Annotated in this window: 31 protein-coding genes; 21 read left to right on the plus strand and 10 right to left on the minus strand. The window is 41.9% G+C overall.

The annotated features are described in order from the left end of the window. Positions 1–404 precede the first annotated feature (404 nt). The gene (locus ACMXYX_RS17885) at positions 405–824 is read left to right on the plus strand and encodes a helix-turn-helix domain-containing protein (protein ID WP_415906940.1); all 420 of its coding nucleotides are present in this window, start codon (positions 405–407) and stop codon (positions 822–824) included. Here ACMXYX_RS17885 and ACMXYX_RS17890 read toward each other — a convergent pair whose 3' ends face one another. The 7 genes from ACMXYX_RS17890 to ACMXYX_RS17920 form a co-directional block, all read right to left on the minus strand. Then, the gene (locus ACMXYX_RS17890; protein WP_415906941.1) at positions 825–1166 is read right to left on the minus strand and encodes a hypothetical protein; all 342 of its coding nucleotides are present in this window, start codon (positions 1164–1166) and stop codon (positions 825–827) included. Next, positions 1163–1660 carry a hypothetical protein gene (locus ACMXYX_RS17895; protein WP_415906942.1) on the minus strand — a complete coding sequence of 166 codons (498 nt, stop codon included), beginning with the start codon at positions 1658–1660 and terminating at the stop codon, positions 1163–1165. Before ACMXYX_RS17895 ends, ACMXYX_RS17890 begins: the two co-directional genes overlap by 4 nt. Further along, positions 1653–1790 carry a hypothetical protein gene (locus ACMXYX_RS17900; RefSeq protein ID WP_415906943.1) on the minus strand — a complete coding sequence of 46 codons (138 nt, stop codon included), beginning with the start codon at positions 1788–1790 and terminating at the stop codon, positions 1653–1655. Before ACMXYX_RS17900 ends, ACMXYX_RS17895 begins: the two co-directional genes overlap by 8 nt. A gap of 27 nt (positions 1791–1817) precedes the next feature. Beyond that, a complete protein-coding gene (locus tag ACMXYX_RS17905; RefSeq protein WP_415906944.1) occupies positions 1818–2324 on the minus strand; it encodes a hypothetical protein in 507 nt (168 codons plus the stop codon). 14 nt (positions 2325–2338) lie between these two features. Further along, positions 2339–3403, minus strand: a complete 1065-nt coding sequence (locus ACMXYX_RS17910; RefSeq protein ID WP_415906945.1) for a hypothetical protein — start codon at positions 3401–3403, stop codon at positions 2339–2341. A 264-nt stretch (positions 3404–3667) separates the two neighbouring features. Then, positions 3668–4003, minus strand: a complete 336-nt coding sequence (locus ACMXYX_RS17915; protein ID WP_415906946.1) for a hypothetical protein — start codon at positions 4001–4003, stop codon at positions 3668–3670. 1461 nt (positions 4004–5464) lie between these two features. Then, complete coding sequence (locus ACMXYX_RS17920; RefSeq protein WP_415906838.1) at positions 5465–5662, minus strand: hypothetical protein; 198 nt, start codon at positions 5660–5662, stop codon at positions 5465–5467. A 725-nt stretch (positions 5663–6387) separates the two neighbouring features. Here ACMXYX_RS17920 and ACMXYX_RS17925 point away from each other — a divergent pair. After that, positions 6388–6585 (plus strand): hypothetical protein, encoded by a 198-nt coding sequence (locus ACMXYX_RS17925; protein WP_415906838.1) that lies wholly within the window; start codon positions 6388–6390, stop codon positions 6583–6585. An 858-nt stretch (positions 6586–7443) separates the two neighbouring features. Here the strand turns inward: ACMXYX_RS17925 and ACMXYX_RS17930 are convergent. The 3 genes from ACMXYX_RS17930 to ACMXYX_RS17940 form a co-directional block, all read right to left on the minus strand. Beyond that, complete coding sequence (locus ACMXYX_RS17930) at positions 7444–7800, minus strand: hypothetical protein (RefSeq protein ID WP_415906839.1); 357 nt, start codon at positions 7798–7800, stop codon at positions 7444–7446. Between the two features lie 101 nt (positions 7801–7901). Next, on the minus strand, positions 7902–8360 hold the full coding sequence (locus tag ACMXYX_RS17935; RefSeq protein ID WP_415906840.1) for a hypothetical protein: 459 nt from the start codon (positions 8358–8360) through the stop codon (positions 7902–7904). Between the two features lie 11 nt (positions 8361–8371). Beyond that, positions 8372–9049 (minus strand): AAA family ATPase, encoded by a 678-nt coding sequence (locus ACMXYX_RS17940; RefSeq protein WP_415906841.1) that lies wholly within the window; start codon positions 9047–9049, stop codon positions 8372–8374. Between the two features lie 327 nt (positions 9050–9376). Between ACMXYX_RS17940 and ACMXYX_RS17945 the strand changes: the two genes are divergently transcribed. The 19 genes from ACMXYX_RS17945 to ACMXYX_RS18035 all read left to right on the plus strand — a co-directional run bounded on the left by ACMXYX_RS17945 (position 9377) and on the right by ACMXYX_RS18035 (position 20792). Further along, positions 9377–9862, plus strand: a complete 486-nt coding sequence (locus ACMXYX_RS17945) for a hypothetical protein (RefSeq protein ID WP_415906842.1) — start codon at positions 9377–9379, stop codon at positions 9860–9862. A gap of 60 nt (positions 9863–9922) precedes the next feature. Next, the gene (locus ACMXYX_RS17950) at positions 9923–10339 is read left to right on the plus strand and encodes a hypothetical protein (RefSeq protein ID WP_415906843.1); all 417 of its coding nucleotides are present in this window, start codon (positions 9923–9925) and stop codon (positions 10337–10339) included. 12 nt (positions 10340–10351) lie between these two features. Continuing rightward, positions 10352–10831 carry a hypothetical protein gene (locus ACMXYX_RS17955; protein ID WP_415906844.1) on the plus strand — a complete coding sequence of 160 codons (480 nt, stop codon included), beginning with the start codon at positions 10352–10354 and terminating at the stop codon, positions 10829–10831. 2 nt (positions 10832–10833) lie between these two features. Then, positions 10834–11217, plus strand: coding sequence for a hypothetical protein (locus ACMXYX_RS17960; protein WP_415906845.1), 384 nt, complete (start codon positions 10834–10836; stop codon positions 11215–11217). Positions 11218–11225: 8 nt separating this feature from the next. Next, entirely contained in the window at positions 11226–11774 is a 549-nt protein-coding gene (locus ACMXYX_RS17965) for a hypothetical protein (protein ID WP_415906846.1), read from the plus strand. Between the two features lie 31 nt (positions 11775–11805). Further along, positions 11806–11973: a hypothetical protein gene (locus ACMXYX_RS17970; RefSeq protein ID WP_415906847.1), complete on the plus strand. Its 168-nt coding sequence runs from the start codon at positions 11806–11808 to the stop codon at positions 11971–11973. Between the two features lie 11 nt (positions 11974–11984). Next, positions 11985–12407, plus strand: a complete 423-nt coding sequence (locus tag ACMXYX_RS17975) for a hypothetical protein (RefSeq protein WP_415906848.1) — start codon at positions 11985–11987, stop codon at positions 12405–12407. After that, positions 12397–12975, plus strand: coding sequence for a hypothetical protein (locus tag ACMXYX_RS17980; protein WP_415906849.1), 579 nt, complete (start codon positions 12397–12399; stop codon positions 12973–12975). Before ACMXYX_RS17975 ends, ACMXYX_RS17980 begins: the two co-directional genes overlap by 11 nt. 113 nt (positions 12976–13088) lie before the next feature. Continuing rightward, complete coding sequence (locus ACMXYX_RS17985; RefSeq protein ID WP_415906850.1) at positions 13089–13724, plus strand: hypothetical protein; 636 nt, start codon at positions 13089–13091, stop codon at positions 13722–13724. A 168-nt stretch (positions 13725–13892) separates the two neighbouring features. Next, positions 13893–14435 carry a hypothetical protein gene (locus tag ACMXYX_RS17990; protein WP_415906851.1) on the plus strand — a complete coding sequence of 181 codons (543 nt, stop codon included), beginning with the start codon at positions 13893–13895 and terminating at the stop codon, positions 14433–14435. Positions 14436–14508: 73 nt separating this feature from the next. Next, entirely contained in the window at positions 14509–15471 is a 963-nt protein-coding gene (locus ACMXYX_RS17995; protein ID WP_415906852.1) for a hypothetical protein, read from the plus strand. A gap of 18 nt (positions 15472–15489) precedes the next feature. After that, on the plus strand, positions 15490–15999 hold the full coding sequence (locus tag ACMXYX_RS18000) for a hypothetical protein (RefSeq protein WP_415906853.1): 510 nt from the start codon (positions 15490–15492) through the stop codon (positions 15997–15999). A 24-nt stretch (positions 16000–16023) separates the two neighbouring features. After that, entirely contained in the window at positions 16024–16743 is a 720-nt protein-coding gene (locus ACMXYX_RS18005; RefSeq protein WP_415906854.1) for a hypothetical protein, read from the plus strand. A 30-nt stretch (positions 16744–16773) separates the two neighbouring features. Continuing rightward, on the plus strand, positions 16774–17166 hold the full coding sequence (locus ACMXYX_RS18010) for a hypothetical protein (protein ID WP_415906855.1): 393 nt from the start codon (positions 16774–16776) through the stop codon (positions 17164–17166). Positions 17167–17382: 216 nt separating this feature from the next. Next, complete coding sequence (locus ACMXYX_RS18015; protein WP_415906856.1) at positions 17383–17718, plus strand: hypothetical protein; 336 nt, start codon at positions 17383–17385, stop codon at positions 17716–17718. A gap of 66 nt (positions 17719–17784) precedes the next feature. Next, a complete protein-coding gene (locus tag ACMXYX_RS18020; RefSeq protein WP_415906857.1) occupies positions 17785–18039 on the plus strand; it encodes a hypothetical protein in 255 nt (84 codons plus the stop codon). Between the two features lie 439 nt (positions 18040–18478). Continuing rightward, on the plus strand, positions 18479–19102 hold the full coding sequence (locus ACMXYX_RS18025) for a hypothetical protein (protein ID WP_415906858.1): 624 nt from the start codon (positions 18479–18481) through the stop codon (positions 19100–19102). A gap of 46 nt (positions 19103–19148) precedes the next feature. After that, positions 19149–19853: a hypothetical protein gene (locus ACMXYX_RS18030; protein ID WP_415906859.1), complete on the plus strand. Its 705-nt coding sequence runs from the start codon at positions 19149–19151 to the stop codon at positions 19851–19853. 147 nt (positions 19854–20000) lie between these two features. Continuing rightward, positions 20001–20792, plus strand: a complete 792-nt coding sequence (locus ACMXYX_RS18035) for a hypothetical protein (RefSeq protein ID WP_415906860.1) — start codon at positions 20001–20003, stop codon at positions 20790–20792. The last annotated feature ends 12 nt before the right edge of the window (positions 20793–20804 follow it).

A 20804-nucleotide genomic window follows, 5' to 3' on the forward strand; every position in this document is an offset into this window, starting at 1 on the left:
CCCCAAAACACACCTAAAATTAAAAATGAAAAACTGATACCGCTCTCTGTTATCGAGCCACGTATAAGCAAGGTTGCTAAATACGCATTCCAAAGCCAATATGGGTAAACGAACCAGTTATCTTTCATACAAGTTATATCGTTTTAGGTTTTATTTGTCAAGTAATATATGATCTATGCATCATATAAAAGAGTTAACACAAAAACTATTCGTGCAAATAAAAAGGGGGATCAATGATCCCCCCCTAAACTCAACGATAACTCTGAACAAGGCGTTTCCAATGAAGGTTAACCGAGTAGAATATGACACCGATTATATCAAAACTTAAATTCCTGTCAAGTTTTTTATGATATATATGTCATATTTTTTTGACAGGCTAATTAAAAGGCATCAATTTAAATAAAATGAGTGATATACCGTCCTATACAATTAAATCCCTTCGTAAAGCATTAGGTATAAATACCACGCTATTAGGTCAACGGATTGGCATTACACAAACAGGTATCACCCGATTAGAGCAGCGTGAAGAAGAGGGCACCATTACCATTGATGCACTTAAACGCGCAGCACAGGCACTGAATGCTGAAGTAAAGATTGAGATCATTCCAAACCAACCTGTTGCAGACATGCTGTATCAACAGGCAGAGAAAAAAGCGATTGAGGATATCCAACTGGATATTCCTGACAACGAGAAACAACCGCTTATTGAAACCCGTATTAAATGGTATTTAGAAAATCCGAAACGGATCTGGAAGGATGAGGTTCGGCGTGAAGATCTGGCCATCGAGCCAGAACACACGCCACGTCTTGCTAGGACAGACTGATTATATGTCCCGCTGGTGAGTGTGAGAATACTTTGAAGTCTTCTCAGGACGTTTTTCTTTTAGGAATTCATATCCTTCAGGAAAAACAGATTCACCATGCGTCCACATCAGATCCCAGAAATCATCAGGGCGGGCTGATTCATTGATCAGATTCATAAAGCAGACAAACTGCTCAGGCTCGTAAAAACTGCGTGCCTGACTAGGGTGGCCCACCCCGATATCACCGAACCCTGACTTCATATAGTTCAGGTCATAGGTGAAGCGGTAGCCACCTTGATCACAACGAGTGTAAACACCCGCATAGCAATCATTAAAATAAACGTGCAAGGTCTGCTCTGTCATGATGCTTCTCGCTTCATAGTGAAATTCGCATCAAACGGCACATCCGTGCGAATCAATTTAATACATGGGCCTAATGCAGCAGAGCGGATCTCAAACATTAAACCGTTATCTGATTGATCCTTGCTCACCATGTAGCTCAAAATCTTAATGATCTGTTCCGCATCAATATCGCCCAAATGTTCAGCCAACTTATGCGCGGATAAGTTCTCAAACTTACAATCACCAATCACTTCATAGCGATAGAAACGCTCATACTCCGCAAAGATTTCATAGAAGAAATCCATGTTCTTCGACATAAAGGCTTTCTGCTGACTGATCTTCTCATCAGCTTCCTTTAAGCCCTGCATAATATCATTCAGGGTTAGGCTCTCTTCGATACTCATGATCTGGCGATGCAGGTCATCACAAGTATCTTTAATCACCTCAATCTCATACAGCTTGTTTGTCAGATCATCGAGATTCTTCTGATCTTGTGGTGATAATACTTTACCCATAAGCCAGCCCTCGCTGCTTATGTTTACTTTTCGCCTTTAACGATTGATTTAAACCTGACTCAGCTTCAAGCAGCTGAGCAATCAGGTTCATCGTTAACTGACTTTTTGGTTTTGCTTTGGTTGCACTCATATTCAAGTCCCTTTGAATCAGTGTTAATTAGGTAATCTCAATGCCATACAGCTTTGGAGGTGCCTGATAGTTTGGATTGATCAGCTGATACGATCCGCCATATCCGTTCTCAAACTCAAACAGCTCTTGAGAAAAATCATGCGCATCCAGATCGTTTAATGCGGTAATGATCTGATCCGTACTCATGGCATTAATGCCGCCGATCACATCGTACATCTCACAGCAATCACCCTCATTGCGCTCATTAATCACTTCGCACTCAAACTTATGTGCCTGATCCAGCTCTAGCAGTTTTAATTTAAAACCGAGCTTGGCCACAGCCGCATTGAGATCCAGTGCGGATTCACCAACTGCCTTATGGGTTTTCACAAGCTTAAACACTGCTTGTGAATCCTCCTGAGAAAGCGGGTAGTTCGCACCCAAGTTCATCAGGCACTCACCTGTTTTCTGCGTGGCTTCACCCTGTTTCTTTACATGGCTGTTGGAGACTTCCATCAGCTCTTTAACTAACTCTGATACCAATTCAATGTGCATATTAACGCTCCTTGTTAATCGTTGATTGTTGCCACTAAATCCAGTGCCAACATGTGAATCATTCGTTCATTTTGTTCAATTTTCATCTGGTTTAACCAGTTTCTTTTCGCCAGTGATAACACCTTACGGCGCTGATCAATACTGGCTTTACGGTTCTCTGGACGGTTATAGAATTCCATATTTTCATCTGCTAATTCTGAACCGAACTCAGACGTAGCTACAGTCTTAATTGAGCTAAGTAAGCTCTCCTGACCCTCAAACCCTTCTTCAACCACAGGCAACGCCAAATGGTTAAATGCGCCATGTTCAATCAGATTCCATTGAGCATAGCGGATATGGTCATCAACCAGTGTTAATGTCTCTGGATTTTCCAGATCCTCCCTCACCTGACCGAGTGGCAGATAACCCTCTTCATTCTTATACAAATTAGACATCAGGTAAGTTGAGTCCAATGCGGCATTGTATTGCACCTCTGAGCGCTCCTGAGACGTATCTACGAGCACTCTGGGTGATGAGTAAGCTTCCTTCTCTTCTTCCGTCATGGTGATTGCAGAGCCGTTCTCAGCCAGCAGAATACCACTCCCTTCAGTACCACTGAATTTAGTGATGTAGTTCTTCTCCATACGGGAAATGCCTTCACGGGTCGTGTTCTCTCGACCTCGCTTCACCAAGATATCGACAACAGCTTCTTCCACTGCCTGATTACATAGAGATTTTGTGAAATGATCTTGGGTCTTGTTCTCAACACACATCGAGGCGTGAGCGCCCACCATTGAGGTAATGGCTTCATGATTAAACCGATGCGTATCCGCCTGTGATTTATAGAGAATACCTGCGCGGGTATTATTCTGGTCAGCGTATAGCTTCGCAAAGTGCTGTTCAGCCTCTTTAATCATATCTAAAGCTTCCAGCTCCATCTCAATCAGGGAATTCAACTGCTCCTGACCTGATTGCACCACTGACGTAACAATGTGATTAATATCTATAACTGGGCCTCCCTTAAATTTCCCCCAAGCATGCGCCTGCATAGGCATTAGGAAGGACACAGCTATTGCTGCACTTAATATCTTTTTCTTCATACAACCTCCTGTTGTTAATGTCTCATCCATGAGATTTAGAAAAGGCGCTGAAGGCGAGGGGTGTATACGCTATACGATGACACTAAAGAGCCGCCTTCTGGTCGCGCCTGAGCTTCGCCTGAGGAGGGGAAGTGCAGGGGATTAATACCTTTTCTAGCTATTGTTGATAATACGGAATGCTAACATAATTTATTATATTTGTCAAGGAATAATAAAGAGTTAGCAGCACGATAACGGTTTATGATTAACGCACATCATCTGTGATTAATATCCATAACCGTCATCGTTATCCCATTTGCTGGTTTTCTGAAAAACCTTCTGACGTTCTTCCTGATGCTTACGAGAAGACTCAAGAAACTCTTGCTGAAGCGTTTCAGCTTCCTCTCGTTTCTTCTTATCTTTTTTCTTATCTTCGATCCATGCCAGCTCTTCAGCTTCACGCAGCTTATTCTTAAGGTCTTTCAGTTCCTGCTGCATTTCAATCAAAGAGGTCGATACATTCGCAATATTATTAAAGGTAAATGTTTTAGGCGGATTTACCTTTTCATCTATCCTTTTTTCGAGCTTGGTAATGGCATCCTGCAAATCAGTAATATGCATAACAATATCCTTTTGTTATTCGTTGAGTTTCTATGAATAGTATAATGGTGTTTTATAAAAGGACGGGTACTATTTAATTAAAAGGCCATATCCAGCAGAACTATAAACACAAATCAAACAATGATTATTATATTCAACAAGTAATTTTGAAGATTTAGGCCAAAAACATCGCAAATATATGACAAATATTGAAGTTTTTTAAACATTTCTAAGATTTTAATGACTTAAATATCTCTAAATTGTGCAACACTTCCCCTCATCAGGTGAGGGACAGCAGCGTTAAAGCAGCTTCAGCTGCGTAAACCCCTACGCTGCACAACGAGAAGGAAGCGCAAGCTTTCTTAGAGGCGTTAGGCTTTTCTAATATCGGTGTGGTCATTTATGGCCACATCAATTTTCGTTTTTTCTTTGTTCCCAAGAAGAACCGAGCGGCGCGAGGATGTTCCCAACCGAGCGCGTGAGTGCGAGGATGATTCCAACCGAGCCGCTGATCGTAGCATAGCGGAGATCGGTGAGGTTCCTTGGGGACAACAATTCCGATTGGGAACAATGAGTTTATTGTCCTCAACGGTTTTCCATCAGCTGGCGATAACATTATGTTAAGCAGGCAGAGTTCGTACTACGAAGATCTGGCTGATCGGGTAGGGCAGGCGATCTTTTGTTTTTTTGATTGATCACAACAAGGGGTGTCTTCAAGATACCTTACAAGTCTACGCTTCTACATGACTACAAGTGGATACGTGTATATGTATACACATCACCACAACTACACATCGACACCTATACACTTCACCACATCTATACATCTGCACTTCAGCACATGCAGACTTCAACACTTCAACACCTGTAGAGATCTACACTTCACTACATCAACACCTCTACACTTGGCTATCTCTACACTCATACACTTCTATCTATCTACACCTCAACACTGGATAATGCCTACTTGTCTATATGTGTATATGTCTACACATCTACACTTGAGGACAACAACACATCAGCACTTGGAAGCAACCAACCAGAGAGGAGGGGAGGGCTGGCCCCTCAACTCCGAACTGATCATTTGCTACCAACTCACTTTAATCAGCTCGCTCATAATCCATCAATATTCTGAGCTTACCTACCTATTAAACTGAGCGAGTGTATATCAGTTGTTTCCAACAAACTGATCGATCTGGCCTGCTTCAACTTCGTACTACGAAGATAAGAATTCCATCGAAGGTGAACAGGGCAGGCGGCAGATCTTGATAACAACATAATCAGTAAAATGCATTTTACCTCTAATATCATGTTAAGAGATCTCATCCAATACTGCGGTTAAACCTAGCAGACCACAGGATTAAAAATCTCAATGGACGCTGATCCCATTACAAAAGGTGAGGCAAAAGTTCACACCTCACCAACACCCCATCACGACTGGGATGCAGCAACCATAAAGATCAAAATAGGTGAGGTGATCGTTTACACTTCAGATTCCGATAATGGATCTACCTCATCTCTAAAACTGACAAACTCAAATCGCTCATGATCACTTAACGACATCAATAACCGCTGGCCAAGTTCACTTTGAAGATAAATTGTAGGATCGATACCCTCTGATAAATCGCACTTGTATCGAACAATCAACTGATTAAAACCTAACGACTTCAATTCACTCATCACCACATCTCTCTTTCATCCAGTTTCAAATCACTATTATCCAACAACTGGAAGAAAGCGATGTCGCGCCAAGCAACGATTTTCACCATCTCATCCGCAATCGATCCGAGTGCCATAGTGTGATAATAATGATAATTGGGTTATGTCGTTGTGGTTGTGGCATGGTGGGTGTGGTAATGCAGTAGTGGTGTGATGGTTGTGGTGTTGTAGTCAAGACACAGTGGTTATGCCAGTTAGTCCAGATCAGTTGTGGTCAATGCAATTCGGTTGGTATCAATGCAGTCAGTGCAAATTGTCCATAGAAATCTGTGCAAGTCAGATTTGAGCTTTCGCCTGTGAGTCTGCCAACAGAAATGGTGAACGGAAAATTCAGCTTTCGCAGGGTAGCCGATCCAATATAAGCAGACGGTTTCAATAGAGTGAAGTGAAGTGAAGTTGGTATCAAGCGCCAAGCTCAGCACTGGTGAGTAATAGCGCAGATGCCAAACAAACGGATGAAGTAAATCGGTAATGAGGTGAGTGAACTGTGGATCTGAATTTTACCTCACCTCTGGGATTTTCATTCGTTTACTTCACTCCCCTGCTTCGCATGGATGGTTGATACCAATCGATATAGAATGATCGATTGCGGATGAGATGGTGAAAATCGTTGCTTGGCGCGACATCGCTTTCTTCCAGTTGTTGGATAATAGTGATTTGAAACTGGATGAAAGAGAGATGTGGTGATGAGTGAATTGAAGTCGTTAGGTTTTAATCAGTTGATTGTTCGATACAAGTGCGATTTATCAGAGGGTATCGATCCTACAATTTATCTTCAAAGTGAACTTGGCCAGCGGTTATTGATGTCGTTAAGTGATCATGAGCGATTTGAGTTTGTCAGTTTTAGAGATGAGGTAGATCCATTATCGGAATCTGAAGTGTAAACGATCACCTCACCTATTTTGATCTTTATGGTTGCTGCATCCCAGTCGTGATGGGGTGTTGGTGAGGTGTGAACTTTTGCCTCACCTTTTGTAATGGGATCAGCGTCCATTGAGATTTTTAATCCTGTGGTCTGCTAGGTTTAACCGCAGTATTGGATGAGATCTCTTAACATGATATTAGAGGTAAAATGCATTTTACTGATTATGTTGTTATCAAGATCTGCCGCCTGCCCTGTTCACCTTCGATGGAATTCTTATCTTCGTAGTACGAAGTTGAAGCAGGCCAGATCGATCAGTTTGTTGGAAACAACTGATATACACTCGCTCAGTTTAATAGGTAGGTAAGCTCAGAATATTGATGGATTATGAGCGAGCTGATTAAAGTGAGTTGGTAGCAAATGATCAGTTCGGAGTTGAGGGGCCAGCCCTCCCCTCCTCTCTGGTTGGTTGCTTCCAAGTGCTGATGTGTTGTTGTCCTCAAGTGTAGATGTGTAGACATATACACATATAGACAAGTAGGCATTATCCAGTGTTGAGGTGTAGATAGATAGAAGTGTATGAGTGTAGAGATAGCCAAGTGTAGAGGTGTTGATGTAGTGAAGTGTAGATCTCTACAGGTGTTGAAGTGTTGAAGTCTGCATGTGCTGAAGTGCAGATGTATAGATGTGGTGAAGTGTATAGGTGTCGATGTGTAGTTGTGGTGATGTGTATACATATACACGTATCCACTTGTAGTCATGTAGAAGCGTAGACTTGTAAGGTATCTTGAAGACACCCCTTGTTGTGATCAATCAAAAAAACAAAAGATCGCCTGCCCTACCCGATCAGCCAGATCTTCGTAGTACGAACTCTGCCTGCTTAACATAATGTTATCGCCAGCTGATGGAAAACCGTTGAGGACAATAAACTCATTGTTCCCAATCGGAATTGTTGTCCCCAAGGAACCTCACCGATCTCCGCTATGCTACGATCAGCGGCTCGGTTGGAATCATCCTCGCACTCACGCGCTCGGTTGGGAACATCCTCGCGCCGCTCGGTTCTTCTTGGGAACAAAGAAAAAACGCCGCTGCTCAGCGCAGCGATGAATGAAGTAAACTTCATTCTAATAAGGAATCCAATATTATGCTGCGCATCGATCAGGGCATGGCCCTGCTCTCTTTGCGTGGCGTAGGGGTTTACGCATATCGCAACACGTTGCTCATGCTTTAACGCCACGGGCATTCACCTAGTGGGGAGGATGGCACCGGATTCCAAAGTGCACAAAAAAACCGGAAGGTAAGTTCCGGTCTTCTGAGATAATTATCTAATTAAAATAATTATTTTTTTGCAGCTTCGCGCTTTTTCTTACGGGCTTTGATGTCTGCGGAAGTGCAGGTGCCATCTTCCATCTGATCGAAACGATCATTAACAAAATCACTGAGATTAAGATCATCCATCATAGCCATGAGTCTTAATTTCTTCAGTCGTGATTTTGAGATGCGTACATGGAAAGAAGTGCCTTCATCTTCTTTCTCATTAGTCTCTTCTGTTTCGACTGTTTCAGGTTCTGTTTTAACTTCAGGCTCCGCTGCAGGCTGCGTAGCCTCTGAAGTTTCAGTTGTTTCCTGTTTTGTATCTGCTTCAGGAATGTCCTCGCGGATAATAGCTTTAGCCGCTTCTTTTTCTGGATGTGGTTCTACATCATCTTTTTTCGAATTTAGTTTAACCACTGAACCTAGCAGGCTTGAACCTTGTTCTTTTTGCTCTGTTTTTTCTGTTTTCTTTTTAGCTACCATGTCGCATCTCCTTATGCTGATTTCTGTTCTTTTTCGCCATTCAGGATGGCAAAGGCTTCATTGATAATCCCCGCAATCTCTTGCTTGGAAGGGTGGTCATCTCCTAGATCGACCACGGTTTCCCCGCGACCAACGAGCTTCTTAACTTCCTCGTAGCGGTGGGTTCGAGACTTCATTACAGGTACGCCAAGCTCTTGAGCAGCGTTTGAGATCTCGCGGCCAAGCACTGTGTTTTTACCGGCCATCGTGATCAAGAAGCGTGCTTCGAGTTTAGTGTCTGTGCCTTCAATGAGTTCCAAGCGTTCAACTACGGTTGAAGCCAAGTGCTGAGTTGCCAGTAGATCCAGTGCGGAAGGCTGAACAGGGATAAGGAAGAGATCAGATTGTTTAAGTACTGTCGCAGCACATTCAGGTGCTCGCGGTGCGCCATCAACAATCACTAAATCGTAAGGCTGAGAAATCTCTTTCAAGCCTTTAAGTTGTTGTAGGGTATCCAGTCCAATTACTGGAAATCCGAAACCTTCTTCTCCCGCCAGAGTTTGCCAGTCTCGTGCTGAACGCTGTGGATCAGCATCTACGAGGGCCACTTTTAGTCCAGTTGCGGCTGCAACAGTGGCCATATTTACAGCTACCGTTGTTTTACCAACGCCGCCTTTATCATTCCAAAGTGAAGCAATATATGCACTCATAAAACGATTCCTTATGTTTAGAGTTAATTATTTATTAGTTGAGTTTGTGTCTGATATTAATTTCAGACTGCCATTACTTTAACATAATTAAAACAATATGTCAACACATATACACAAGTAGGCATGTATAAGTGTTGATGTATACACGTATACACATAAACAAGGTAAATCTATATTTATCAATAGGTTATAAGCAGTGCGTTTACATCATATGCAGTTGAATTTCTCAAACTCTCCATTATTCCTTGACAAATATACTAAAGTCTGTATAATGGTCTATATTATTGGCAAGGGATTCCACCCGAAACAAATACAAGGAATGTAATAATGAAGCTACTTAAAAGAACAGAGAAGGTTTTCGATCAGTTAGTTAGTAATGTTGAAGATTATAAAGCTCGTAATGATCATGAATATGAATTGAAGAAGCTAGATAAAGCTACACGCTCTTATGCAATTAACTCAACGGGCGATTGCTGCGTGGGTGATGAGGTACTTTTTATTGAAAGAGTTTGGGAGCGCAAAGCTATCAATAGGTTTGGGAAGATGGCTAATGTTTTGGCTGATTACAATCTGGTTGAAGCAAAAATCATTAAAGACTCATATGGAAAAAATAAACAGCAGCATACGTTCACGCTTCAGCTTAAAGATGGTTCAAAAAAGCTGATTAAAGGCCGCAATCTTTACGGTATTAGTGTTTGGCGCAAGAAATGGAAAAACGAAGAAGAAAGAGTGGGGGTATTGTCTGAAAAACATGAGCGCGGAGCTGCTGCGAGGCAGACTCGCTATGAACGCAAGGCTCGTATTGAGTTTTGATAATTTAGTAGAGATTAAAGCCCTGTAGGAAACGGAGCAACTTAACAGCTGGAGAATGTTATGAGCAGTGAGATACGTTTTAGTCTAAATAAAGGTACAAACAACCGATTACTGTCAGGTCATCGGTATGTGAATTACATCGCTCATTTAGAAAAGTCTGTGGAGTTTTACCTTTCTGAATACAGTCAGCTGGATATCATTTTCGATATCAACGAACAGCATGTCGATCTCCTCATTGATTCTATCCAGACTGAAGAATCATTACGTCCTACCTATCATGACAGCTTGGAATACATCATTGAGTATTTCTGGGACACCATTGAACAGAATGAAGCCTTTGAATCAGAAGAGGAGCGTGAAAACGTTCGTCAGAAGTGGTCTGACTTGTTGGCGAAAAGCGATGAGCTGATAGGCCGGGAAAACGAAGCTGAAAAGAAAGCTGAATCCGCATCCAACATGCGTGATTACGCACTTTAAAAGGATTTAATAATGGAAGAAGAAAAGAAGAATGTTTGCCTAGAATGGGAGATCCAGTGGATCAGGGAAAACGTGGATCGATACGATTCGCCCCTTCATGCAGAGGCTGTTATTAAGAATATTGAAAAGCGTTATTTGCTGGCAGAGAAAGACAAATATATCGCTGAGCTGGAAGCTGATGCAGTCAAGATGATTGAAGAGCTTAATGATCGTATTGATGCACAGGAAAAAGCGACAGAGAAGGCTGTAAAACAGTATCAGACACTGCGTAATTCACTACTGGTGCCAGTGGATTCGATCCAGAGTTCAGGCCCTGTGGATGCAGCAGAACCCGTTGAATGGAGTGATTGTCCTGCGTGTCAGGCGGAAGATGCATTACAGTTCTACGAGGCTGAGCATGGTCGCTGCCATTCAGGTCGTTATGCGACTTCACATGAAGCTCATTATTTCTGTAATGAGTGTAATCAATTCTTTAAAGATCCAGAGGGTTAATCATGCCAAAGGGATATACCACTGTTTTGTTTGAAGGCGGCAGCATGAATGGTGAAACCATTGAAGCGGTGCCGTTGAACCAGATCGCACCTGAGATCGTGATGCAGGTCGGAGAGACATGGTTCGGTATGCCTTCACCTGAAGGCTGTACTGATGAAGCCGCAATGGTGATCTATAAGGGCGAAATTGATCCTGTGCTCTGGGATTCCTACCGTGCCGATGTCTACACCAAACGTGATCAAGGTAAGAACGATTCTGGAGTGGTGTATGAGCACAAAGAACGCATTATGGTGCAGCGTTGCCGAGCGGCTACAAAGTCAGGCAAGCGCTGTAAAAATACCGCTCAGGATGAGCAAATTGGACTGTGTAAAACGCATTTAAAATAAGGATTGTTATGAATACGGATGTTCAACCAGTGAGTTTAGAAAAGAAGCCAACGCTTACCCGTAAGCAGAAGGTTGTTAATGCCTTAAAAGCATTTTTAGAAGGCACTGTTAAAACCTTCAATTTTGTGGCTTTCATGGTGGGTACGATTTACATCATGCACCACACGACAAGCATTGTCGGATACAACTATAAGGTTGCTGAATTTAACAATCAGTCCCTGTTCTTCTCTGACTACACATGGACATTCCGAAATGGTCGCGCACACACCGATGTTGCTGATTGGAACCTTAATGAGCTGCGAGGGAAGGATATTCCTGAAGAGGGTATTCCTGTTGGCCAGATCTGCAGTGCGTTTACGCCTGTGAGCCAGTACGGGCCTTACTTAAGCTTGGTTGAAGGTTCAGAGCATAACTACTGCTGTGGCGGCAAACCTGAAGCCTTTACACCGTATAAAGATGTTGATGGCTACCGCCATTACCTCTGCGGTGAATTTCCGATGACCGCTGAATTTAAACGCCCTCTGGAAGAGGCAATTCAGGCGAGTCGGATTCGATAACTCAACACAACTGAACGATAAGGACATCAAAATGAAACATAAAAGTCAGGACGAAATAGACAAGCACCGAGAGTATGTAGAACGCCGTTTAGAGCAGCGTTTTATGCTGGCTCTGGGTGATGAGCATGCGCTTGAAGAACCCTATTGGGATATCGAGCGAAACCATCAACAGCAAGACAGGGAACCGTCTTCTAAGTAAAAGGAATTAATATGATTGAATTAATCACCCAAAAGGATTTGGATGCACCTTCAGCGTTTCGCGCCTTCTGTGCAACGGTGAATACCATAGAAGAATATAGTCCGTACCACACAGCATTTATGGCGGCTTTTCATAAAGCTTTTCCTGACGGTAAGCCAACAGAGGCAACGTGTCAGGATGGTATCTATGCCCGTATGGGGTTGTACGGGATCTATCTTAATCTGATTACGACCTCCAGTATTACTGAAGATGAGTTGCTGGACATTACCTATGTGGTCAGTCAGATGGAGCGTTATCAAGATCAGCTCCTTAACCAAGGAGAGTATGTCTATTCCTTCGGTCATTTCTTTAATTTAAATGAAAATCTGATTCAGATTGCAAAGCGTAAGTGTGTTTCTACACAGTCGTTCAAGGAGGTGATGTATGGTCAATGAATATACCTTTGAGCGACACAGCATCACCTATGAGCAGGAAGATCAGTACATCAAATACATCTCTGACGAACTGCGCTCAGGCAATCATCTGATCTATAAGATTGATGCAAAGCTCATCGAGGATCATTACGAAAACCACTGTAATAGCTACAACATTATGGTGCCGTTGAATGAGATGGATTGCATGGTTGTAAGCTTTAAGGATAACGCTTTCATCTCAGGTATTGTCAGCAGTCATGCCTGTATGCAAAGCCCTGATCTGTATCACAAGCCGTATGAGAGAAAGCTGAAGCGAACCGAATATCTCTCGATTGAGCAGGACGATTTAAAAGACTTTCTGGATTATCACTATCCATTACGTTCTGATAATCAGCGGGAGTTTTTAGTTGAATTATCGGGAATTTTTACCGTATTAGGGCAGGACAAAAAGCTTAGTTATATGGAGATCTCTAGCTTTATGTCATTGATGGGCATGATGGATAAACTCAATCAGGGCATCACGGTGATCTCGCATCCCAAAGATGAAAAGTTTAATTCTGTAAAAACTCAATTTGGTTTTTACGCATAAGAATTAAGGGGCCACACTGAGTGGCCTTATCTTTTATCCTCTACTATTACTTGACAAGTATATTTATCGTTATTAAATTAATGGTTATCGGTTTTAGTCAAATGGATTGAGTTATGTCTGTATCGCTTGCCAAACATATCTTTAAAGAAGGTAGGGTGTTAACCACCTCAGATCGACTGTCTGAGGTCTTGGATATTCTGCAAGTCGATATTTGGTTTAGTGCAAATCCAAAAGCCTATTTATTTAAAAGTCGTACCTTTAATGTACAAGGTTCGTATTTCAGTACTGCATTAGAACTGGAGAACTACCTGTTTCATCAGTACAGCTTGTTGGTGCATGTGTACGAAGGCGGATCAGTCAGTCCTAAGGATGCAGACAATCTGGATAAGTACACGCCCTTAGGTAATCCACGTTTTATGTGTGAGTTCCTGTCTGCTCTGGATCGTTCTGTTCTGATTGATCCTCATAATGAGGTGCACAACAGCTTAATTATGAAGAGTGAAGAGTTTAGGGTGCTAAACTATAAAACTCTGCTGAAGATCTTAACTGATGAGGGTTTCAGGCCGATCCTCAGTCCTTCTGAGATTGAGGTTCTGCAGGGTATTGAAGAGCTATGTAATGACCGTACAGCACTCCTAACACCAGATCGTGAAGACTATGATCGCCTGTGTGATGTCCTGCTGTATAACCTGAAAAACCTTAATTCAGAGACTGTCGAACAGGAAAAATCAGAATTATTCTCCCTTTAACAAACTATAAATGATTCATCTTCACTGAATACGGAGTTTGTGTCCAAATTCCTTAATATTCCTTGACAAATATTTGAAACTCTATTAATATATAGAGTATGGAAAGTCAACGGATCGACCTTCCATTTGAAAATATTTTTTTAAAACATAAAAACAAGGAAGTGAATTATGAGTTATTCTATAAACAAGTCTGTTGTAATCAATGGCATTCTAATCGACGTTAAAGCATCTCTTGAAGATGTGTTTAATCCCTCTATGTCCAGTTCAGATGAGCTAGTTGCCAGCTTCTCTTATTCCATTAACGATTCTGAAGTCGATATCACCTCTATCGATGTAGAGCAGGGTGAGTTCACGAATGTTGATGAGAACACACTGTTTGATGACCTAACCTTGTTAGCTTATGAAGAAGATCTCATCACTGAGTTCGACACAATCCGCGACCACGAGCAGCTGCATGCGTTCTATGAAGCGATCATTAAAGCGGTTGAGTATAAGGCTGAAGATGAAATCATCTTAGGTGATGCAAACCAGAGCTTACTGGCAAGCATCGAAGAGATGATGTTTGAGGTCTGTGATCAAAAGGGTATCTCTGTGCCTGCGCACAATATCACGTCTTATGCGACTGAACCTGATCAACTGTTAGAGCACTTTAGTGCTGACAGTGAAGGGTGGTCAGCTCCCCGTCAAACGTTTGGTAATCCACGTATCTAATTAATACAGGCCCTGCACGGAGGCAGGGCTTTTTACCTTACTTATTTAATTTAATAGCACAGGGAGTGTGAAGATGAAAACTCAACTAGAAGACCAAGTAATCAATAAATTATCTGACTGGATAATCTCTAATCCAAGTAGCCGCCGTATTTCTGCGGATACCTTCATTATGGCGGTTAAAGGTGAAAACAATAGTGATGAGCTATTGGAATTTATTCAAGAGAAAACCGAAATACAAAAACCTTTCCAAATTATTGTTAATGGCTGCGTGTATGACATTAAACGCGTTAGTCGCAACCAGCTTCCTGATGCGAAACCAAAGGAAGATGGAGATCTAACAGGCTTTCCTGCTCTCTTTGCATATTTGTTCTGTGCTGTGATGTTTATTGGTATGACTGCAGAATTTATGAAGCCTAAAGGCTATTCAGTTAAGGATCATGGTTCTTTTGCGGTGATCCATATTGATTTTTCGGATGAGGACTATAACCGTATCTTTGATATCGAAGGTAAGGTCTCAAGAGATGAATTAGATCGCAGTTATTTTAATCGCTTTGGCGGTGTCGATATTGATCGTTATAAAACAACTATTGTGCATGTGAATGGCTTAATTACAGATCAGCTTTCTATGGGTAAATTTGATCCGAAAGCGATCTCGAATGCACTGAACTCTACACTTGAGTCTGTGCGTGAAAGCGGTTGGCATTCTTCATTAACAGGGCTTGTTGAGGTTAGTCCTGAAGAAGTTCACAACATCTATGTTTCCACGTACTTAGGCTGTGGCACCGACTGGATTAAAGCTAAGCAATTTACTTGCGAAAACTACAGTTGGGAGCAGCCTCATTTTAAAAAATCCTTAGAGGTTGCAAAGCTAAAAAGTGAACTCATGGAAGGTGTTCCTAGTGTGCATGAAGATTGGAAGCTTAACGAAATTGCCTACCTGACCTATAAGATGATCAAGACAAGTCCTGCTGCTGAAAGAGCCTCAATAGTTAGTGAGATCAGACTTGAGTTGATTGATAAAAGTAAAACTAACTAATTCACAAGGAGCGTGAACATGACTAAAGCAACAACATTAATTGAACAATTAGAAAGCTGGGAAGTGTCCTGTGGTATGTGCGGAAAGATCGGTGTTAAGCCTTTCCTGCTAGCCATTGAAGGCACAAGCAACCATCAATCAGTGATTCGCTACATCGAAGAAAACGTGGCGATAGGTATCGAATTCCAACTGATTCTGGATGGCCGTATTTATACCCTGAGCCGTGTTAAAACCGAAGTTAAGCCAGTGGTTCAGGAGATGGTGGCACCTGAAGGGGTGGAGGAGCCTTCTGTAGACGTTAAGGAAGATGCTGAGGGTGATCGTAAGCTTTCTCCATACGCAACCTTTGCCGTGTATATCTTTTCTATTATGGCCATTGCTGTGGTGATCTCAGAGTTTTCCAGTACGTTTGCTGTTATGTGGCCTGCGTTAATAGTTTTAGGCGGCATTTGCTACTGGGTGCATAAACGTCAGCAACCCAAGATGAAAGCTATCTTTGCTGAGATGGAAGCTCAGCACCAACAATAATAAATAAACAACAGGAGACTATGCATGGATGCATTACTAAAGGAAAAGGATAACCAGATCGCACAACTGCAACGCCGTGTGATCGAACTGGAAACGGCTTTAAGGATCGTTTCTACCTCAATAGGCTCTGTATTGACTTTACGATCAATTCAGCCTGAAAACTCACCAGAATTGATCTCGGAGTCAACTGAAGAACAGGTGCAAGCAGAAGCAGAGGTATCAACTGCACCGTCTGTCGAAACGCCACCTAAGCGTAAAACACTGGAATCCCGTTTACATGTTCAGTTAGAGAATTACGTTGTTCTGGTGAAACGCCATAATTCACCTAACTTTGTGTTGCTGCCAAGCGAGGAATTCTTGCCGTATTACGATGCGTTGGTTGCCCACAACCGAACAACCCTAGTACGCAGTCTGGAAGCAGGGGGCGCGTTAAAAACCCGCAACTATGCACTGCTGAATGCGGAGTATCCAGACAAGGTTCGCTTTATCCCTAAAGCTGAATACCAAGGCAGCTTAAAAGCAGGTCTTTCCTTAAGAGATAAATGGGTGTTCTCACTGACCAAAAACGAAGTGATCGAGGTTTTAACCTTTCAAGGCTTACGCTCTTACCTTCTGTTAGAAGATAAATCAGGCGAGCTGTTCCAGAATGTGTACCAACAGCTTAAGGACAGTACTGATTACGATATGGAGCCGATGTATCTGGAGATCGGCACCCTGACGTTTTCACCAAGACGGTTTCAATAATTAATTTAATAAATCACAAGGAGTGTGAGTATGGATGAGGATTATAAGGACTCGATTATTATTAATAACTTCCTAAATAAGGTTGGAGATAAGCTATCTAGATATGCTTTTAGTGTTCAGGCCCAAGATGGAGAGCTATTTAGAAGCATTAACTTAGATGCGTTTCTTGAATATTGTTATGTAATGGATAGAAGGTATCGGAATTATTTGGTTGATCGTATTTTAAATAATGCGAAAACAGCAAAGATAAAATTACCTAGAAATGAAGGCTTTGTTAAAATAGATAAAAGCTTGTCATTAGATAATATCAAGGATGACGATATTGTAAACCTCATACTCAAGAAGATTAGGGATGGTTCAATTGAAGAAGATTATGTCCTTAAGTTGGATAATTTTCATATCATAGTCAGACCTGCTAGTTGATTTTTTATCTTACAAGGTCGCCCTGAGCGGCCTTTTTCATCACTTTCTTAAAAAAACTTCCTGAAATCCAACTCGTTAATGATGCATCTCCACTAAATACGGAGTTATTGTCCAAACTCGCCAATATTCCTTGACAAGTATAATAAAGCCGACTAATATATATAGTATCAAAGGTCAAGGATTCGACCGATAACAAAAAAACAAGGAAGTGAAATTATGAAGAATTTAAATAAAGAACTACAATTAGTAAACGAATTAGTAAACCCATACAATATTTCCGCTGTTATCGATAATGAAGAACAGATCATTATCGTTCATGATGAAGATTCCCTCGCACTCGATTACCTCGCTAATGACAAAGGCGATGTTGTTGTCAAAAACGCAAAACACGTTAAGCAGATGATCAAAGCCGGTCAGTTTGATGAGATCAATGACCAGAACAACCAGAGCTACTACGCACAGGAGCGTGGCGTGATCTGGGAAGAAGATGAGTATTGCTTTGATGCGTATTCTCTTGACGATGTTTCTGATGTTTACGCGTCTTACCTATAAGGGTTAGACATCTCCATGCCCCTGAAATACGGGGCTTTTAATTCATTACTTAAAAGGGAATTTAAGATGAAAAAAGCAAACGGATACTCATTTAATAATGTTCAGATAACGGCTGAGCAAAAAGCACAACGTGAAGAGCAGGTTAAACGTAATAAGATTTTATCCGCATACCCTGAGTACAGCTCAGTGGCGTTTGAGAAGAGCCTTTCTTCTGCGGAACTGGAACGTCTCATTAAGTCAGATCAATTCAAAGAAGATTCTTCTTGTGATCCATTCTTTGCTGGCCTTGTTGGGTTTGGCCTTGGCATCACGTTGTTTTAAGGGGGGAGTCATTATCTCACTTTAATCAGCCCTGCCAAGCGCAGGGCTTTTTTTATATCTGTTAGCAACATAAGAAGCCACTGAGCAACCCCCACCCCTCAGGTGAAACCTAAATATAACGTTAGCTTTTAAATATTACTTGACAAATAATATTTATTATGATAATATTACCATACAAACTTTGAATTTCCTTGTTTTTAGTTTGTTAAGAGATACCTGTGTACTACCGAATTTACCAACACATCAGGTAGATCAAAAAAATTCTTTAAATTTGGGATGGGATCGGCTTCGGCTGATCCCTTTCTCATTCTAGTCTACATGAGTGATACATCTAACCTGTATATGATGCATCTATACCTAACTTCTCGTTATTCCTTGACAAATATATTATAATCTGCTAGTATCTGCCACATATATTTAAACCAACAAGGAATGTTGAATGAAATCACAGAATGATAAGGTTTCTCTCGATAAGATGGTTGAACGCCATAGAGAGGAACAAGCTGAACAAGTCTACATGATAGGTAATACTGAGCTGCCGCTTCGTATCGACCTTCTGAGCACTAAAGAGTCTGACGTATTCAAAAATGCCTATGTGGTTGAAGCTGAGTACTACGTCTTCAATCGTGTTTACCGCATGAAAACAAATTACTTCTTGCTGATGACTCCTGCGGAAAACTCTAAGAAGCTGGAGAGGCAGCAGCGAGATAACGTTAAGTTTCATCTCTCTGGATTTGATCAGCACAGCGGTGCTTACCACAGCTTTAAAGATTGGTTGTTTGATCTGGTTGAGCCACGTACTGCTGAACATGCAGAGGCAGCAGTTGAGCTGTTATTGCATGAGATTCAACGCCTGATTTGTTGCCGTTTACACTTCATTCAACACAACCCTTACTCCCGTATGTTGCTCACCGATGTGAAAGAGGAAGAGGGGTTTAATTGGTCATTTAAGAAAAGTGGTAAGGATTACCTGCTTTGTCATGATGACCGCATTGTAAAGCGTTATGAATTATTTACCGACATCTATGCCGATCTGATCAGCGACCATATGCGATGTCATTAGAAACAAACAAAATAAACTAACGAACCAACCACGGAAGGAGTTCATTATGAGAATGAGAGAAAGAAAGAAACATGTAGCGGATATTCCGATGAACAATCGGGAGAAAAATACCGTCAATAAGATTGCAGGGTTAACCCCTGATGAAACCTTAAAACTGATCAGTAAGATGGCCGAGAGCTGGCGCAGCTTCCACATCTGTCAGGCTGCACTGGAGAAAAATCCAAGCTGCTATGAATTTATTCGAGAGGAGTTTAAAACCCCTGAGAATACCTTCAAAGCGGTTGTAGCTAACCCTGACATGATTGCTCACGTTCCCTTCTATCTTAAAACAAAAGAGATCTGCGAGATTGCTGCGGGGCATGTATGGCACTCACTGCAATACATTCCTGAAAATTTCCGAACAGAATGGATCTGTCAGAAAGCGATTATGACGGATCATCGTCATTGGAATAACGCAGTCGCTAAAGGCTTAATGCCGGGTCAGCGTCATGCCAGTTTCCGTTATGTGCCGATCTTTCCAAGCAACAAGCTAAGCCTAAAAGAGATGAAAAAGCTCTCTAACTTGGTACAGCTCTATGATGCGCTGGACGGTCAATGTGAAGGCTTTGATCATTTTGTGGCAAATGTTGAGGCGAATATCAGAGAGTTATCGCCTAACGAATCCATCAAAAATGCAGCTCAGTTAAGTGAATTTAAAAAAGAGATGCGTGCTTTCTTCAAGCATGTCGATTCTTTCAGCGAAGCATCATAAAAATAAAACCAAGGTTTTGTTAATAGTTTCGTATATTAAGCAGTAAAGGTGAGCGGGTGATGGAACGCTCGACTCACCTCGCTTACTCATCACATTAACCGCAAGGCGATATCACACAAACTCAATAACCTAAACAAGGACGTTTACATGAAAAAAAGCTTATGGATGAGCGTGTGTTTGCTGCCATCAATGGCGCACGCCATGTCTCAGGATATCAACGTAGGCATTCCGATCACTGATGTATTTAAACCTGTTTCTGTTAACCAGAATTGGGCATCACAGGGAACAGGAGAGGATTCAACGGCACTGGGTAGCACTATTGCGTTGCCTCAGGTTGATCCTGCCAGCGTAGGGATTGCGCGATTAAATACCTCCGATGGCTCACTCGTTCAGATGTGTAATATGGGTGCAGACGGTGCATTGTATTTTAATGACACCACCAACCAGTTATTTGAATGTAATGGAGCGACAGGTGCACTGGAGGAAACCGCTTCGGTTTCAGGCTCAGGCGCTGCCGATCTTTCCAGTTATGTGCATACCTGTAATCCCGTGGAATATCTTTACGGTCTGAATGTACCTGTGGCGGATACCGTAGCCGGTGATGCTGCAAATTATTTAGGTGCAGAAGGGCAGAGTGGTTTTATGAACACTTCACGTGTGTATGCGACTCGCAGCATTCGTATTTTTATTGAAGATAGTAGCTACCCAAAAGGTGGTTATTTTGAGCGGAACAATCCCTATATCAGTCAGACGTATCGCATTACTTATCGCTTACCTGCACTGACCTATTCCTCATCACTTAGCACATTAAATCAGCACACAGGCGTGGTATTTGAGAATGAAAATATCATCATGATTGGGCGGTTTAGTTGCAGCCGAAACCGCTGGCTTTTACGTGAATTAACACGCTACCCAATATCCATGAAAGACAAGCTTTAACAGGAGGTTTAT

This window comes from Neptuniibacter sp. QD72_48 (genome assembly GCF_047778065.1).
Classification (GTDB): domain Bacteria; phylum Pseudomonadota; class Gammaproteobacteria; order Pseudomonadales; family Balneatricaceae; genus Neptuniibacter.